The organism is Acinetobacter sp. YH12200, assembly GCF_013418175.1.
Classification (GTDB): Bacteria; Pseudomonadota; Gammaproteobacteria; order Pseudomonadales; family Moraxellaceae; genus Acinetobacter; species Acinetobacter pseudolwoffii.
In genome coordinates this window covers 205,493-220,544 of record NZ_VPCO01000001.1, presented here as the reverse complement: position 1 = coordinate 220,544, position 15,052 = coordinate 205,493, and the positions used below count along the sequence as shown (strand labels likewise).

16 protein-coding genes are annotated in these 15,052 nt (G+C 45.6%); 7 read left to right on the top strand and 9 right to left on the bottom strand.

What is annotated here, in order from left to right; translation table 11 throughout:
• Nucleotides 1-9: 9 nt before the first annotated feature.
• Nucleotides 10-615 (bottom strand): LysE family translocator, encoded by a 606-nt coding sequence (locus FTU90_RS01095; protein WP_100329074.1) that lies wholly within the window; start codon nucleotides 613-615, stop codon nucleotides 10-12.
• Between the two features lie 112 nt (nucleotides 616-727).
• On the opposite strand from FTU90_RS01095, the gene FTU90_RS01090 reads away from it, so the two are divergent.
• Nucleotides 728-1,222 carry an Lrp/AsnC family transcriptional regulator gene (locus FTU90_RS01090; RefSeq protein WP_005265834.1) on the top strand — a complete coding sequence of 165 codons (495 nt, stop codon included), beginning with the start codon at nucleotides 728-730 and terminating at the stop codon, nucleotides 1,220-1,222.
• A 186-nt stretch (nucleotides 1,223-1,408) separates the two neighbouring features.
• Here FTU90_RS01090 and FTU90_RS01085 read toward each other — a convergent pair whose 3' ends face one another.
• The 7 genes from FTU90_RS01085 to FTU90_RS01055 all read right to left on the bottom strand — a co-directional run bounded on the left by FTU90_RS01085 (nucleotide 1,409) and on the right by FTU90_RS01055 (nucleotide 7,557).
• A complete protein-coding gene (locus FTU90_RS01085; RefSeq protein ID WP_034608955.1) occupies nucleotides 1,409-1,792 on the bottom strand; it encodes a hypothetical protein in 384 nt (127 codons plus the stop codon).
• 231 nt (nucleotides 1,793-2,023) lie between these two features.
• Entirely contained in the window at nucleotides 2,024-2,959 is a 936-nt protein-coding gene (gene xerA, locus FTU90_RS01080) for a site-specific tyrosine recombinase/integron integrase (RefSeq protein WP_159138226.1), read from the bottom strand.
• A complete protein-coding gene (locus tag FTU90_RS01075; protein WP_227523632.1) occupies nucleotides 2,960-3,565 on the bottom strand; it encodes an alpha/beta fold hydrolase in 606 nt (201 codons plus the stop codon).
• Between the two features lie 93 nt (nucleotides 3,566-3,658).
• Nucleotides 3,659-4,504 carry a diaminopimelate epimerase gene (dapF, locus tag FTU90_RS01070; RefSeq protein ID WP_100534855.1) on the bottom strand — a complete coding sequence of 282 codons (846 nt, stop codon included), beginning with the start codon at nucleotides 4,502-4,504 and terminating at the stop codon, nucleotides 3,659-3,661.
• 13 nt (nucleotides 4,505-4,517) lie between these two features.
• The gene (lysA, locus tag FTU90_RS01065) at nucleotides 4,518-5,762 is read right to left on the bottom strand and encodes a diaminopimelate decarboxylase (RefSeq protein ID WP_159138227.1); all 1,245 of its coding nucleotides are present in this window, start codon (nucleotides 5,760-5,762) and stop codon (nucleotides 4,518-4,520) included.
• Nucleotides 5,763-5,786: 24 nt separating this feature from the next.
• Entirely contained in the window at nucleotides 5,787-6,020 is a 234-nt protein-coding gene (locus FTU90_RS01060) for a lipoprotein (RefSeq protein WP_005169961.1), read from the bottom strand.
• A 133-nt stretch (nucleotides 6,021-6,153) separates the two neighbouring features.
• Nucleotides 6,154-7,557, bottom strand: coding sequence for an amino acid permease (locus tag FTU90_RS01055; RefSeq protein WP_005097664.1), 1,404 nt, complete (start codon nucleotides 7,555-7,557; stop codon nucleotides 6,154-6,156).
• A 320-nt stretch (nucleotides 7,558-7,877) separates the two neighbouring features.
• Between FTU90_RS01055 and FTU90_RS01050 the strand changes: the two genes are divergently transcribed.
• On the top strand, nucleotides 7,878-9,224 hold the full coding sequence (locus tag FTU90_RS01050; RefSeq protein WP_005169960.1) for a sodium:alanine symporter family protein: 1,347 nt from the start codon (nucleotides 7,878-7,880) through the stop codon (nucleotides 9,222-9,224).
• A gap of 100 nt (nucleotides 9,225-9,324) precedes the next feature.
• Here the strand turns inward: FTU90_RS01050 and FTU90_RS01045 are convergent, their stop codons facing one another.
• Nucleotides 9,325-9,729: a hypothetical protein gene (locus FTU90_RS01045; protein WP_005169959.1), complete on the bottom strand. Its 405-nt coding sequence runs from the start codon at nucleotides 9,727-9,729 to the stop codon at nucleotides 9,325-9,327.
• 174 nt (nucleotides 9,730-9,903) lie between these two features.
• On the opposite strand from FTU90_RS01045, the gene radA reads away from it, so the two are divergent.
• The 5 genes from radA (at nucleotide 9,904) to FTU90_RS01020 (ending at nucleotide 15,039) form a co-directional block, all read left to right on the top strand.
• Nucleotides 9,904-11,295, top strand: a complete 1,392-nt coding sequence (gene radA / locus FTU90_RS01040; protein WP_159138228.1) for a DNA repair protein RadA — start codon at nucleotides 9,904-9,906, stop codon at nucleotides 11,293-11,295.
• 118 nt (nucleotides 11,296-11,413) lie between these two features.
• Complete coding sequence (locus FTU90_RS01035) at nucleotides 11,414-12,418, top strand: Tim44 domain-containing protein (protein WP_180071815.1); 1,005 nt, start codon at nucleotides 11,414-11,416, stop codon at nucleotides 12,416-12,418.
• Nucleotides 12,419-12,624: 206 nt separating this feature from the next.
• Entirely contained in the window at nucleotides 12,625-12,981 is a 357-nt protein-coding gene (locus FTU90_RS01030; protein WP_034608454.1) for a hypothetical protein, read from the top strand.
• A 1-nt stretch (nucleotide 12,982) separates the two neighbouring features.
• On the top strand, nucleotides 12,983-14,704 hold the full coding sequence (locus tag FTU90_RS01025) for a PepSY domain-containing protein (protein WP_180071814.1): 1,722 nt from the start codon (nucleotides 12,983-12,985) through the stop codon (nucleotides 14,702-14,704).
• Nucleotides 14,701-15,039, top strand: a complete 339-nt coding sequence (locus FTU90_RS01020) for a DUF3325 domain-containing protein (protein WP_100329080.1) — start codon at nucleotides 14,701-14,703, stop codon at nucleotides 15,037-15,039. Before FTU90_RS01025 ends, FTU90_RS01020 begins: the two co-directional genes overlap by 4 nt.
• Nucleotides 15,040-15,052 lie beyond the last annotated feature (13 nt).

The following is a 15,052-nucleotide window of genomic DNA, read 5'->3' as shown; positions in this document are numbered from 1 at the left end:
GAATCGGGCTTAATTGATGATGAGCCAGCTTGCTGCAAGCGCCAATAAACCACCAGAAGTTCCATCTACCCATTTTTGTTTACGTTCATCAATCTGGGTTTTCTGGCTGATTTTGCTGAACAAAATACTTAAGCCACAATACACCACAAAAATCAGACCAATAAAAATAAAGGACAGAATCAAACCTTGACTGACAGTATTGGCCGATTTATCAATAAACTGCGGCAAAATCGCAAAATAAATCAGCATGCCTTTCGGGTTTAATAACGCAGTAAAAAAACCTTTTTGAATCGGATTAGCTGATGTCTTTTTCTCAATGTTCAGCACACTTTTACTGAATACTGACTTGAACAGGCCAAAGGCCAGATACAGCAGATAAGCAATTCCGAGCCAGCGAATCGTTTCAAACAGCACCGGAAAGGACACAATAATCGCGGCAATTCCGAGTGCGACCAGAATCGAATGTACCAGATAACCACAACACACACCGACAGTCGCCATCATGCCTGCTTTTGCATCTTTACCCATTACTTGAGACAGGATAAATAACATATCGGGTCCAGGCGTAAAAATCAGGGGAAGCACGGTCAGTGCAAAGAGTACAAATACAGACATTTCCTTTTCCTTTCAAACTCCAGAAAGTGAAACAAGTATCTGCGATTTTTTACAAAATTGGCTTTCAATTTATTTTATAATAAGTCTTATTTTTCGAATATTATTCTAATTTATGAAAATATCCACCAAGTCTGTGCGGGTAAAACTTGATCGAATTGATAAAAATATCATTCGACATTTACAAGCCAATGGCCGTATTCAAAATAATGATCTGGCGCGGGAAATTGGACTTTCACCTTCCTCCTGTTTGCGGCGGGTCAAATTACTGGAAGATGCGGGTGTGATTCAGAATTACACCACCATTGTCGATCAACAGAAAATTGGCTTTCAGCTGATTTTGTTTTCACGGATTTGGCTGGTCGGTCAAGATGCTGAAACCATTGACACCTTTATTGAGGCCATGAAAGAACTGCCTCAAGTGATGGAGTGCTATATCATTTTGGGGGAAAGTGATGCCTTGCTGAAAGTCGTGGTGCCTGATCTAGAAAGTTACCGTAAATTCCAGTCGACACATCTGACTAAAAAAAATGGTATTACCAGTGTTAAAACCGATTTACCGAGTCAGATTATTAAACAGAGTTTCCAATTGCCTTTAGAGGATTTATAAACGAATGGATTAAGAGTGACGATGGCGTATTTTTAATTCCAGCGCTAAATAATCATAGCCAGCTTAAATCACCCGCTATGTTGCAGATAGATAGATCGCAAGTTTGACGATAAGAAAAATATCAGGTTGCCTTGTTTAAAGACAACCTTTTTCTTGAGTAAAGCCGAGATACTAGGGAGTTTAAGTTTAGGCAGTTACCTGTGCTAAAAAATCACGATGAATATGGCTTAAATCCACCAATTCATAGTCTGATAATTCAAAAACTGTCCAAATCGCAATCGCATCTTCTTTTAAATCGACCGCTTGGGTGGCACGATTCGACACTTGCCACTGTAAATCAGAAATCCATAAATAGTATTGTCCTGTCATTGCATTAAATGCCTGAACTTTACCATCGGCATTAATCCCTTGAATGATGGCACCTTCAGGTAAAGTCGCTGCAAGACTCGGTAAGCTAATGTCCACAAAATGCTTGATTTGTCGCAAACCATAACCGGCAAACATTTCTTTTTGAGCTGCGCTTAACTGTGCATATTTTTGTTCTATATCTGCAATCACTATTGTGTCCATATCAATTCCCATCCGCCAAATGCTGAGACTTTGCTCAGTCATACTTCATTTTAAATATTAATTACTCGTTCTTGTTATACCTGAAATGACGCATTTAACGAATAAGACAATAGTGAAATGCCCCAACAGAACGCCAGTTTTCAGTTCAATTCCATTTTAAGGTTTAAATATGAAAGTTTTATGCCAAAAATATATATTCATGATTTTTACTTTCTACCACTTGGCGCATGATCAATCCTTTTTATGCTGTGCACGCGGATGCGCCTGATCATAAATTTGTGCCAGATGATCAAAATCGACATGGGTATAAATCTGGGTGGTGCTTAAATTACTGTGGCCCAGCATTTCCTGAACCGCACGTAAGTCGCGGCTATTCGACAGCATATGACTGGCAAAGCAGTGACGTAACAAATGCGGATGTAAATCCACATTGACGCCTGCGCGCTGCGCCTGAAACTTGACCCGATTTTCAATTTGGCGTGCACCCAGTGGATTGCCCTTCTGGGTAATAAATACATTCGCCTCTGGCACAAAATCGCCATTCCAGCGTGGATAAAGCTGTAACCAGGCCATAACACTCTCTTTGGCCTTGGAGCCAAAAGGCACGATCCGGGTTTTATTGCCCTTACCGGTAATACGTAGCAACTGCCGGTTGAAGTCGATATCTTTGATTCTGAGGTTTTGTAATTCGGCCAGACGCAACCCACTGGAATACAGCAACTCCAGAATCGCTTTGTCCCGGAGCCACATTTGCTGCTGGATTTCATTTTCAGGCGCAGGCTGATCGATAATCTGATTCACGGTTTCAATATCCACCATGCCCGGCAAAGGACGCGATTGGCGCTTTAACTGAAAATCATCCGCCGGGTTAAAAGCGAGATGCTGGGCCTGCTCTGCCCATTTCATAAACTGGCGAATGGACGACAGCATGCGCTGAAGACTGCTGGGACTCAGCTGATGCTGTTCGACTTTTTCAGCCAGAAACTGGCGCAGGTCTGTGGCTTCTACATCATTTAAATTGAGCTGCTCACGCTGGCAAAACTCTAAAAAATCCGAGACATCACGAGCATAGGCCTGCAAGGTATGTTTAGACTGGTTCTGGATTTCACGTTCTTTCAGCCACATATTGAGCAAAAGTTGAGGGGGCACAGTCACTGCATGCTCCATTTAAAATTGCTCCAGATAATCTTGAATCAGTGCTGCCACCTGATCTGCATGAGTGTTGGCAAAGAAATGATTTCCGCCTTGGATGATATGCAGTTTTGCATGTTTAAATATTTTTTCTAAGTATTGTCCTACTTGAATGGTGCTTAGAGGATCATGATCTGCCCAAATTAGCAAAATGGGAATTTCAAGACCGGCGAGCTGATCAGGATTAAATTCAGTGTGATCTTGTACAAACCAGTTCGGTACTGCTTTAAACTGTTCACGATAATCTGTTCGCCAGTCGGCACAGTGAAATCTCTTCAAATTTAAACCGCCTGATGTCGCCAACAATACCAGCCCTTTGACTTTTTGCGGATGCTTAAGCGCTAACCCAACTGCCAGTACACCGCCCATCGACTGGGCAATCAGAATGGAGTCATCCTGAATCTGCCTATTTACTAGTTCTTGCAAATCATACAGGTTTTGAATGGCTACATTTGGCGTCACCCCATCAAATCCTGGATAGGCAATGACCTGCTGATCTGGATATTCGGTTAATGCTGCCCTTAACGGCTGCCAAAAACCTTGGCTGCCAGATGCACCCGGTAAAAATACAAGCTGATTCATGAAGGCATAATCATGCATATTAAATTTCAGTTTCATCCTAACATAAAAAAAGCACCGTTCTGAGCACGGTGCTTTTTTAAAACTTAATGCCGATTAACCCTGAAAATAACGCAAATCCAGACGCCCTTCATACACGGTCGCCGTTGGTCCGGTCATCCAGACCACATCGCCTTCTTTCCACTCGATCTGCAACTTGCCACCTGCCAGCTCGATTTCAACCTTGCTCGACAGCAGACCACGGCGCATACCGGAAATGGCTGCGGCACAGGCACCTGTACCACAGGCCAAAGTCTCGCCGACCCCACGTTCATACACACGCAAACGCGCATGTTTTTCATCAATGATCTGCATAAAGCCAGCATTGACCCGTGCCGGGAAACGCGCATGCGCTTCAACTTGTGGGCCAATACGTGCCACATCGGCAGCAATCACATCCGGTACAATCGTCACCGCATGTGGATTACCCATATTCACCACATCAATGCTCAGCTTTTCACCGCTAGCAAGCTCAATGTCATACAGGCTTTCCGGTGCATCGGCCAAAAATGGAATGTCCTGTGGCAGGAATTTCGGATAGCCCATATTGACCCGCACCCAGCCATTGGCACCCAATTCCGGTTCAACAATACCAGACTTCGTCTGTACCTTGATTTTGGTTTTGCTGGTCAACTGACGGTCATGTACAAACTTGGCAAAACAGCGCACGCCATTGCCACATTGTTCTACTTCCGAACCATCGGCATTAAAAATCCGATATTTAAAATCTGCACTCGGTACGTCTGGTGGTTCAACCACCAGCAGCTGATCAAAACCAATACCAAAGTTACGATTGGCCAAGCGCTGAATGGTGACCGGATCCAAATAAGCGCGCTGGCTGATCAGATCAACCACCATAAAGTCATTGCCCAGACCATGCATCTTGGTAAATTCTAATAACATCTCGATTTAGTCCTTAAGGCAATAAACGCTCACGTTCCCAGAGTGATTCAATCGTCTCACGTTCACGAATCAGATGTGCCTGATCTGCATCAACCATCACTTCAGCCGCACGGCCGCGACTGTTGTAGTTTGAGCTCATCACAAACCCGTAGGCACCTGCGCCCAAGACTGCCAGTACATCATTTTCTTTGATTGCCAATTCACGCTCTTTACCGAGGAAATCACCGGTTTCACAGATCGCACCCACCACATCCCATTCTTTAGTTTCAGCATCAGTACGCGGCGTCACTGGCTGAATGTCCATCCATGCTTCATATAAAGCCGGGCGAATCAGGTCGTTCATCGCGGCATCAATAATCGCGAAATTACGGTGATTGGTCGGTTTGAGCAGATCGACTTTGGTCAGCAATACACCCGCATTGGCAGAAATACTACGCCCCGGCTCCATATACACTTTCAGGCCCAATTTTTCTAAAGCTGGACGCAGCGCATTGGCATATTCTTCAACCGATGGCGGGGTTTCATCTTTATAAGTCACACCCAAACCACCACCAATATCGATGTGTTTGAGGTGGATACCCATTTCTTTGAGCTGGTCAATCATGACAATGACACGATCCAGTGCATCGACAAATGGCTGGGTTTCGGTGAGCTGTGAACCGATATGACAGTCAATCCCGACCACATCCAGATTGGCCAGTGACGCCGCATATTGATAGGTTGCAAATACGCTATCAGATGGAATACCGAATTTATTTTCTTTTAGACCGGTTGAAATATAAGGATGGGTTTTGGCATCGACGTCCGGATTCACGCGCAATGAAATCGGCGCTTTAACATTTAATTCAGCCGCAACCTTTTGAATACGATCCAGCTCGGCATGAGATTCCACATTAAAGCAGGCAATGCCCACTTCTAAGGCTTTTTTAATATCTGCTTCAGTTTTACCCAGACCCGAAAATACAATTTTTGCGGCATCACCACCGGCTTTTAGCACACGTGCCAATTCACCGCCGGTCACAATATCAAAACCGGCCCCCTGTTTGGCCAATACATTCAATACCGCAAGATTGGAGTTGGACTTTACCGCGAAACAGATTTGATGATCGATAAAGTTAAAAGCACGATCCATATCTAAAAAATGCTTTTCCAAGGTGGCTTTGGAATAAACATAGAGAGGTGTGCCAAATTGCTCTGCGAGCTGTTGTAATGAACATTGCTCAGCGTGCAATACCCCATTAATGCGGGTGAAACTCATGAAGGTATCCTTTCTTTGAAAGCGTTAAGGTGTAGTCGTTGAATCTGATGCTTCAGGCGCAGCAAACTGTTGTTGCACAGGGGCATCTCGTTTTTCATCGGAGGCTTTGGATTCAGCTTCGGTATTTTTATATAACAAATACTTGGCACGCTTGTCGTAATCTGGATCATTCGGCAAGTGCAACGCACCTGACTGCCCACAAGCTGCAAGAACAAGACTTGTCGCCAAGATACTGATGTAGCAAATGACTTGATGCATCTGACCACCTAATTGAATAGTGTTTCGATGAAGTATAACGCGATGATCACCATGACCAAAGCGCTAAAGCCTAGAGATTATCTTTAGCGATAAAAAAACGCCAGCAGATCGCTGACGTTTTTATTGATAAGGTTTATTTATGTTTCTGTTTATAGAAACCGAAATAGCCAATAACCAGAAGGATAAACCAGATCGGGCTGACCATCAGTGCCTGACGGGTATCGTCTTCCAGCGCCAACACCACGATCATGCTCAGGAAGAATACAATCACAATCCAGCAGGTCACCAGACCGCCCGGCAACTTAAAGGTCGATTTGGCATGCAATTCTGGACGTGTTTTGTAGTACACGATATAGCTCCAGATAATGATGATCCAGACACAGATAAACAGAATCGTGGATAAAGTCGTTGCTAAAGTGAAAGCGCGGACGGTATCTGGAACGAAATACTGTAGTGCTGCACCCAGCAACAAACACACCGCAGAGAAATACAAGGCATTTGCCGGAACTGCACGACGGTTTAAGCGACCAAAGGCAAGTGGTGCCTGCTCTTCACGCGACAGACCGAACAGCATACGGCTGGTCGAGAATACCCCACTGTTCATCGATGACATCACCGAGGACAACACCACCAGGTTCATGATGATCGCAGCTGCGGCAATACCAGCCTGACTAAACAGGTTCACAAAGGGCGAGATATTTGGATCGATCTGATTCCATGGTGTCACGGACATCACAATCAGGAGTGCCAGTACATAGAAAATAATGATACGAATCGGAATCGAGTTCACTGCTTTCGGCAGGTTCTTTTCCGGATCTTTGGTTTCAGCTGCAGTGGTACCCACCAGCTCTACCCCGACGAAGGCAAAAATCGCAATCTGGAAACCGGCCAGGAAGCCCATCGCGCCTGTAGGGAAGATACCGCCATGTGACCAGATATGACTAAATGACGCAACTGTGCCGGCATCCGAGGTAAACCCGGTAAAGACCATCCACAGGCCAACGGCAATCAGCACCACAATCGCGATAATCTTGACCAGAGCAAACCAGAATTCCATTTCACCAAACAGTTTGACCGTGACCAAGTTCAAACCCATGATAAACACAATCGCGGCAACGCTGATCATCACTCCTTCTTCAGGACTAAAGGGCAAGCCATTATTGAAGAATTGCAGGTAATAAATAATCGCGGATAGATCTGCGATCCCGATAGTGATCCAGCACAGCCAGTAGGTCCAGCCAACAAAGTATCCGGCCCAAGGCCCGATCAGATCCGTGGCAAAATCAATGAATGATTTATATTGCAAATTCGAGAGCAACAACTCACCGAGTGCACGCATTACCAGAAATACCATAAAACCGATGATCATATAGATCACCAGAATAGAAGGACCTGCGAGACTGATGGTCTTGCCCGAACCCATAAACAGGCCGGTTCCGATGGCGCCACCAATGGCAATAAGCTGTAGATGCCGATTGGATAAACTTCGCTGTAACTCACCGTGCTCTGCCGATGAACTGTTATATTTTTCTGACATTATTGATTTCAACTTCGAGTTTTACTCGCGACAAATTAACGTAAAAAAGCCTGAATACAAAAAGAAAAATCACATCATTTGTATTTTCTGCCTAAACTGTAAAGTTCATTTATTTTTCTTATATCTCACTCGCGCCAGCTTAACGCTTATTTTTTCGACGCCCGAGATTCAAGAAACTTCTTGTCAAAGCAGCAAAACCATGTAAAAACTAGAACACAATTCCGCCATTTTAAGTATTCAGGATGAATACCGATGGCACAATAATTGCTTTTTAATCAATATCTCGAATTACATAGACATGGATCAATAAGAAGAATTTTATGCAAAACTTACAAAGTTTAATGGAGACTTTAAGCGGCTGGGTCTGGGGCCCTTATATGCTGGTACTGATTGTCGGCACCGGGATATTCCTCACTTTCCGCTTATTGTTCTGGCAATTCCGTATGCTGCCACTGGCCTTCAAACAGGTTTTTGGCAAGCATCCCGAGCACTCAGGTGATATTTCCCAGTTCGCTTCACTGATGACTGCACTGTCTGCCACGATTGGTACCGGTAATATTGCCGGCGTAGCCACCGCCTGTGTGCTGGGTGGTCCGGGTGCGGTCTTCTGGATGTGGATGACTGCGCTGTTTGGTATGGCGACTAAATACGGCGAAGGTGTCCTTGCAGTCAAATACCGAATTAAAAATGAAAAAGGTGAAATGTCGGGTGGTCCGATGTACTACATCGAACGTGGCCTGAAATGGAAATGGCTGGCGCTGATTTTTGCCTTGTTCGGGACACTGGCCTCTTTTGGGATCGGCAGTTCAGTGCAGTCCAATACTGTTGCACTGGCAGTTGAAAACAGTTTGGGGATCGAAACCTGGATGACCGGTATTATCATTACTGCCTTTTCAGCACTGGTGATTCTGGGCGGGATTAAATCGATTTCCAAGGCATCTTCGGTGATTGTTCCAATCATGGCGGTAGGCTATGTGGCTGGCGGTCTGATCATTATTCTCAACAATTTAGAACTGGTAGCACCTGCACTAAAAATGATCTTCACCTATGCTTTTACCGGTGAAGCTGCAGTAGGCGGTGCGATTGGTGCGGCGATTCGTTATGGTGTAGCACGTGGGGTATTCTCGAATGAAGCCGGCATGGGCTCTGCGCCGATTGCAGCCGCAGCAGCAAAAACCGACCATCCTGCCCGTCAGGGTCTGGTCTCTATGACCGGTACTTTTATTGACACCATTATTGTCTGTTCAATTACTGGTATTGTTCTGGTCATGGGCTACATCATGGCCGGTAATTCATTTGGTGATCAGACCGGTGCAGTACTGACGATTGGCGTGTTCGACAAACTCCTGCCCGGTGTCGGTGGCTGGGTGGTCACCTTCGGAATTATTTTCTTTGCTTATTCCACGATTTTAGGCTGGAGCTACTACGGCGAAAAATGTGCCACTTACTTGCTCGGCGAAAAGTTCGTTCTACCCTATCGTATTATTTATATTGCATCGGTTTTTGTCGGCTGTATCGCGACACTGGATCTGGTCTGGTTATTTGCCGATACCTTTAATGGTCTGATGGCGGTTCCCAACCTGATTGCATTGCTGTTATTGTCTGGCGTGATTGCCAAGGAATCGAAAGACTTCATCGCAAGACGTAAATCTGGTGAACTTTATTAACCGCCTTATTGCTTAAATCCCGAACCAAGAGAATAAAAAGCCACATCAATTGTGGCTTTTTATTATTAATTATTCGAAATTCAAATCCAATATTCATGTTCTATGAGCGTAAACCGCCCCATTCTGGTAATTTGCCGTCAGATTCGAGTTCAAGTGCCAGTCCTAAAGATAAAACAAAAAACTGAATGCCTTCAATTTTCATATTGCCCTGATCATCTTCCAAATACTCGCTCAGTTTTTGATAAGTTTTATGCTGCAGGTCAAAAGGTACATCCAGATATAGACTGCCCGAATACACGTCACTGCGGACTGTGGGCTCAATGCCCAAACACGGTATATAACGGATACCCTGTTGCTCTAACCAGCCGATAAACATTTGCCGAACCGAGTGAGCGTCCTGATCTGGGTATACATACTGTTCAAAATGCACAAACAGCACATCACGGTTTTTTTCACGTGCGATCGCATCAATATGTTTCAGCAATTGTGACAAGATCTGTTCCATTTCAGCATAACAAGACGGGCATTATAGACGGCGTTGATACACAACATCCGAATAAGCACAAATAAAAACGACAAGCCTTGTCGTAAAAACCATGATTTCTCAGGTGAAAGGCTTGGTTTTAGATCACATTCACCGCTATGCTGTCAGTCAATTTCAATCGCTTCATCTTAAAATATGGCTAAAGCAAAAAGTGTCTATCGTTGTGAACAATGTGGTGCAGATCATCCGAAATGGTCGGGACAATGTTCGGAATGTGGGGAATGGAACAGCCTGACTGAGGTCAGCATTGCACCTGCGGTTACACATCGGGCTCAGCCAAAAATCGCGGGTGGATATGCAGGTCAGGCATCCACAATCACCACCTTAAATCAGGTCTCAGTCTCGCATGAAACACGCTTACCGACCGGTATCAGTGAGTTTGACCGGGTTCTGGGCGGCGGACTGGTAACGGGTTCAGTGGTTCTGATCGGCGGTGATCCCGGCATTGGTAAATCAACCATTTTGCTGCAAACAGCCACGCATATGGCCTCTGCCAAAAATCCGGCCTTATATGTCACCGGCGAAGAATCCCTGTCTCAGGTCGCATTACGTGCCCAGCGTCTGGATCTGCCAACCGATCAGCTCAAGGTCATGGCAGAAACCTGTGTCGAACGCATTTGTGAAGTACTGGCCCAGCAACGTCCTGCCGTCGCAATTCTGGACTCAATTCAAACCCTGTATACCGAGACCTTACAATCGGCTCCAGGTGGAGTCTCGCAGATTCGTGAATCCGCTGCCCTGCTGACCCGTTTTGCCAAAAACAGCGGTACCTCTTTATTTCTGGTCGGTCATGTCACCAAAGAAGGCGCCTTGGCAGGCCCACGCGTACTTGAGCATATGGTCGATTGTGTACTGTATTTTGAAGGTCAGTCCGATTCACGTTACCGGATGATCCGTGCCGTCAAAAACCGTTTTGGCGCGGTGAATGAACTCGGGGTGTTTGGCATGACCGACAAAGGGCTGCGCGAAGTGTCCAATCCATCTGCAATATTTTTAAGCCGTTATGATGAAGCGATTCCGGGCTCGATTGTCATGATCAGTCGTGAAGGCACGCGTCCACTCCTGGTCGAAGTACAGGCTTTGGTCGATGATGCGCATGGTCAGCCACGACGGGTCGCGCTGGGTCTGGACCAGAACCGCCTAAATATGCTCTTGGCCGTAATGCACCGACACGGTGGTGTACAAACCTCAGGTCAGGATGTGTATGTCAATATTGTTGGTGGTCTTAAAATTACAGAAACCGGCTCCGATCTGGCGGTACTTCTGGCCTGCGCTTCCAGTATTCGTGGCAAGGCCTTACCACAACAACTGGCTGTTTTTGGGGAAGTCGGGCTGTCTGGTGAAATTCGTCCCGTACCAAATGGACAGGAACGTCTGAAAGAAGCGATCAAGCATGGTTTTAAATACATTATTGTGCCGCGTGGCAATGCACCGCAAAAAACCATTGCAGGCGTGCAAATTATTGCTGTTGCCCGTTTGCATGAAGCCCTGAGTGAAGCCATGTCTTTAAGTGATGAGCTAAATTAAGCATCAGGCAGTGAATTTGCAGTAAAGCGCAAAAAAATACAGATTTTTGATTGAAATTCCACACAAAGCCTATATAAATAGACTGTACAAATAGGTTTTATTCTCATAGGAAAAATGAATGCAAGTTCGACAGCGCGGTTTGATTACAGGTATCTTGACAGCAGTATTATTGGTTGCGCCTTTTGCTGCTGAAGCAAAACGTGCCGGTGGCGGTAAAAGTCACGGTATGCAACGTTCTGCACAGCCTACCCAATCTTATCAACAACCTCGTCAAGCTGCGCCTGCTCAACAAGCGCCAGCTGCCGGTGCTGCAACCCAGCAAAAATCTGGCCCAGGTGTGGGTGGTATGGTTGCTGCCGGTGTAGCGGGTGCTGCGATTGGTGCCATAGCTGCCAATGCATTGGCCGATGATCAAAGTGTGGCAGCGTCTGAAGCTCAGGCGGCTCCAGCAGAAGAGGAAAAAGGTGGTATTCCAGGCTGGATCTGGATCCTGCTTGCTGCTGCTGTTGCCTTCTTCATTTTCCGTAAGATGGGCGCAAAAAAAAAAGTAGCTTCTAATCCATTTGCACCAAATAGCGGTGCTGGTAATACAGCACCTTTTGGTCAAGCACCGACTGCACCTCGCGGTGGTGACAATAGCAATATCTTTGGTCAGAATGTTGGTGGTCAAACGCCAAGTACTAATGCACCGTTTGGTTCTGCGCCGGTAAATACGGCGCCTTTCGGCACGGCTTATACCCAAAGTGGTAGCCAGTTACCGGATGGTACTGAACCTGCCGCGTTCTTGCGTGTCGCACGTCAGCGTTTTAACCACATTCAGTCTATGAATACGGCAAGCAATATTTCGGAAATTCAGCGTTACCTAACTCCTGATCTTTATCAGTCAATGCGTAATGACATCATGAGCAATCAGGATCAGGATGTTGCCGAGTTTTCAAATCTGAATGCCATGGTGGTAGATTCATCGACTGACAATGGTCAGTATATTGTCAGCGTACGCTTTACCGGTACGGTAAGCGAAGACTTGAACAGCTTGCCACAACCGTTTGCAGAAATCTGGCATTTCACTAAACCAGCAGGTTCAAATCAGGACTGGGTGGTTGCAGGTATTCAGCAAGACTAATTCTGAACAGATAATATTTAGACAGCGGCTTTCGAGCCGCTGTTTTTTTTTAAAGCTTATATTTTTTAATACCCCCCTTTTAGCCTGTCCAATAGTTCTTTTTATTTTTCATATAAATAGTTTGATGTTTCGTATTTAAAATATAAACAATAATTGTTATCATTCGCATCGAAATAGCTTAACAAGTTTAATAGATAGAATTTTCGATGATGAGTAGTCCGAATATGCATGCAATAGCGACTGAAACAGTTACTGCACCGAGTCCATCGAGCAAAAATAAAGTTAAAGCAAATCTGCTGGTTTATCGTGGGATGATTTTATATCGCTTTCTTTTGGCTGGTGTCGGCGGTTATATGCTTGCCTCGCTGGCTGCCATCGTGATTGCCCAGATGTTTATGGATGCAGGAAGCAGTGCTGCCATGTCAGCCACCCTGATTGGTTTTAGCCTGAATACCGCAGCCTTTATTTGGGTATTTATGGTCAACAAAACTATCAAGGCAACGCTCGGAATCGTAATTCCCAGTGTTTTGCTCTATATCAGCTATAAATTCCTAGGAAATTAAGATGAGAGTAGATGCAAAACAGGAAGGGCCACGCCAGTCGATGTCATGGTTGCATACCTGGGCCAGTCTGATTTTAGGCTGGCTTTTATATGCGATTTTTTTAACTGGAACTTTAAGTTTTTTCCAGAATGAAATCAGCATCTGGATGAAACCGGAATTTCATCAGTCAGTCCCACAAAAGTCCCAAATCGAACAGACCCGTGTCGCATTGGCTTATCTGCAACAGCATCATCCGGATGCCGGCAGCTGGGCGATTCAGCTGCCTAACTCACGCCAGAATACCACCATACTGAATATTCGCGGTGCCGGTGAAGATCCGCGTGCCCGTCGTGGCGGTACCCGCCTAACCATTGACAGTGCAACCGGTGAAGTGCTGCAAGCCCGTGAAACACGCGGTGGTTCATTCTTATACCGTTTTCATTTTGAACTGTACGGACTGCCCCGAATCTGGGCGCGCTGGATTGTCGGCATTGCAACCTTGCTCATGCTGGTGGCGATTATCAGCGGTGTGATTACCCATAAGAAAATTTTTAAGGATTTCTTTACTTTCCGTCCTGGCAAAGGTCAGCGCTCCTGGCTGGATGCCCATAATGCAACGGCGGTATTTGCCCTGCCGTTTCATATCATGATTACCTTTAGCGGTTTGTTACTGCTGCTGTTTACCCTGATGCCTTGGGGTGTCAGCCAGATTTATGAAAATCGAGGCGCATTTCTGCAAGATCAACGTAAGAGCTTGATTCAGGACAATAGCGTTCAGGCTGAATCCGGTGATAGTGACCAGCGTCGACTGCGTGGCGAGGGAGAGAGTCGTAGTGAACGTGGTGATATGTCTGCACGGAGTGAAGCTCGCCGTTCGCGTGGTGATGCACCACCTGCACGCCCTGCGCCATTGGCAGACTTAGCGCCCATTCTTGCAGCAGCAGAAAAGCAATGGAAAAACAATCCGGTTGCTACAATTAACATCATCCAGCCAAATACCGCCAAAGCTGAAATTGAACTTCGTGCCTTAAATGGGGTCAGCGTAGCCTATCGTAATGTTTATCCGAGTCTGGCTTTCAATGGCGTGACGGGTGAATTAAAGCCGGATCAAACCACACTGAAAACACCTTCAGTTGCAAACGGTATTTATAACGTATTTACCACATTGCATGAAGCACGTGGCGTGGACTTGGCTCTACGCTGGTTATTGTTCATGTCTGGTGTGGTCGGCACATTCATGATTGCGACTGGTTTGATTCTGTGGTGTGTCAAACGCGCACCACAACAACAAAAGCAAGGCTATAAATCTTTTGGTTATCGTCTTGTGGAAGTGACTAATATCGCGGCAATTATCGGTTTACCGATTGCCTGTGCTGCCTACTTTTATGCCAACCGTTTTATTCCTGCAGACATGGACATGCGTTTGAACTGGGAAATTCGCAGCTTCTTTATCGCGTGGTTGCTGACCTTAGTTTATGCCATGATTCGTAGCAATCGTCAGGCCTGGCTAGAGCTGCTCCTGCTTGCAACAGCAGCATTTGCCCTACTCCCAATTGTAAACCTCCTGACCGGCGGTCAGGCAATCTGGAACAGCATCATGCATGGTCAGTGGATGATTGCTTCTTTTGATCTGGCGATGTGGGCGCTTGCAATCCTGTTCTGGTTTGCATTCAAGAAAGTAAAAAACCATAAAGGCTTGCCGCCTAAAAAATCCAAAGTGATGCTCAAGGAGAATCAGGCATGATGTTCTTCTTATTGATTTGGGCTTTGACTTCTCTCGGTTTATTTGCACTTGCCGCGTCGATGTCCAAACATCAGAAACAGATCTTTGCTAAAGAGCTAGATGCTTCCAAAACCAGAATGGCCAGCATTCTTGGCTGGGTGATATTAACGATTGCGCTCATCCTGTGCCTGTTCGCAGGTACAATCAGTAACATGATCAGTTATTGGCTGGGCAGTTTAACTTTTGCAGCATTGGTCGTTGGTTTAAGCCTGAGCTATCTGGAAAGTAAAATTAAAGTAATCGCCTCAATCTGTGTGGTAATCGCCGTGATTTCAGCAATCATTTGCTTGGTCTAAAATTCTAATTTAC

Excerpts from the sequence above, each read along its gene's own strand:
- FTU90_RS01095 (WP_100329074.1), bottom strand. The coding sequence starts at position 615 with ATGTCTGTATTTGTACTCTTTGCACTGACCGTGCTTCCCCTGATTTTT.
- xerA (WP_159138226.1), bottom strand. The coding sequence starts at position 2,959 with ATGGAGCATGCAGTGACTGTGCCCCCTCAACTTTTGCTCAATATGTGG.
- FTU90_RS01045 (WP_005169959.1), bottom strand. The coding sequence starts at position 9,729 with ATGGAACAGATCTTGTCACAATTGCTGAAACATATTGATGCGATCGCA.
- FTU90_RS01075 (WP_227523632.1), bottom strand. The coding sequence starts at position 3,565 with ATGAATCAGCTTGTATTTTTACCGGGTGCATCTGGCAGCCAAGGTTTT.
- FTU90_RS01090 (WP_005265834.1), top strand. The coding sequence starts at position 728 with ATGAAAATATCCACCAAGTCTGTGCGGGTAAAACTTGATCGAATTGAT.
- FTU90_RS01035 (WP_180071815.1), top strand. The coding sequence starts at position 11,414 with ATGCAAGTTCGACAGCGCGGTTTGATTACAGGTATCTTGACAGCAGTA.
- radA (WP_159138228.1), top strand. The coding sequence starts at position 9,904 with ATGGCTAAAGCAAAAAGTGTCTATCGTTGTGAACAATGTGGTGCAGAT.
- FTU90_RS01030 (WP_034608454.1), top strand. The coding sequence starts at position 12,625 with ATGATGAGTAGTCCGAATATGCATGCAATAGCGACTGAAACAGTTACT.
- FTU90_RS01055 (WP_005097664.1), bottom strand. The coding sequence starts at position 7,557 with ATGTCAGAAAAATATAACAGTTCATCGGCAGAGCACGGTGAGTTACAG.
- lysA (WP_159138227.1), bottom strand. The coding sequence starts at position 5,762 with ATGAGTTTCACCCGCATTAATGGGGTATTGCACGCTGAGCAATGTTCA.
- FTU90_RS01060 (WP_005169961.1), bottom strand. The coding sequence starts at position 6,020 with ATGCATCAAGTCATTTGCTACATCAGTATCTTGGCGACAAGTCTTGTT.
- FTU90_RS01050 (WP_005169960.1), top strand. The coding sequence starts at position 7,878 with ATGCAAAACTTACAAAGTTTAATGGAGACTTTAAGCGGCTGGGTCTGG.
- FTU90_RS01085 (WP_034608955.1), bottom strand. The coding sequence starts at position 1,792 with ATGGACACAATAGTGATTGCAGATATAGAACAAAAATATGCACAGTTA.
- FTU90_RS01025 (WP_180071814.1), top strand. The coding sequence starts at position 12,983 with ATGAGAGTAGATGCAAAACAGGAAGGGCCACGCCAGTCGATGTCATGG.
- dapF (WP_100534855.1), bottom strand. The coding sequence starts at position 4,504 with ATGTTATTAGAATTTACCAAGATGCATGGTCTGGGCAATGACTTTATG.
- FTU90_RS01020 (WP_100329080.1), top strand. The coding sequence starts at position 14,701 with ATGATGTTCTTCTTATTGATTTGGGCTTTGACTTCTCTCGGTTTATTT.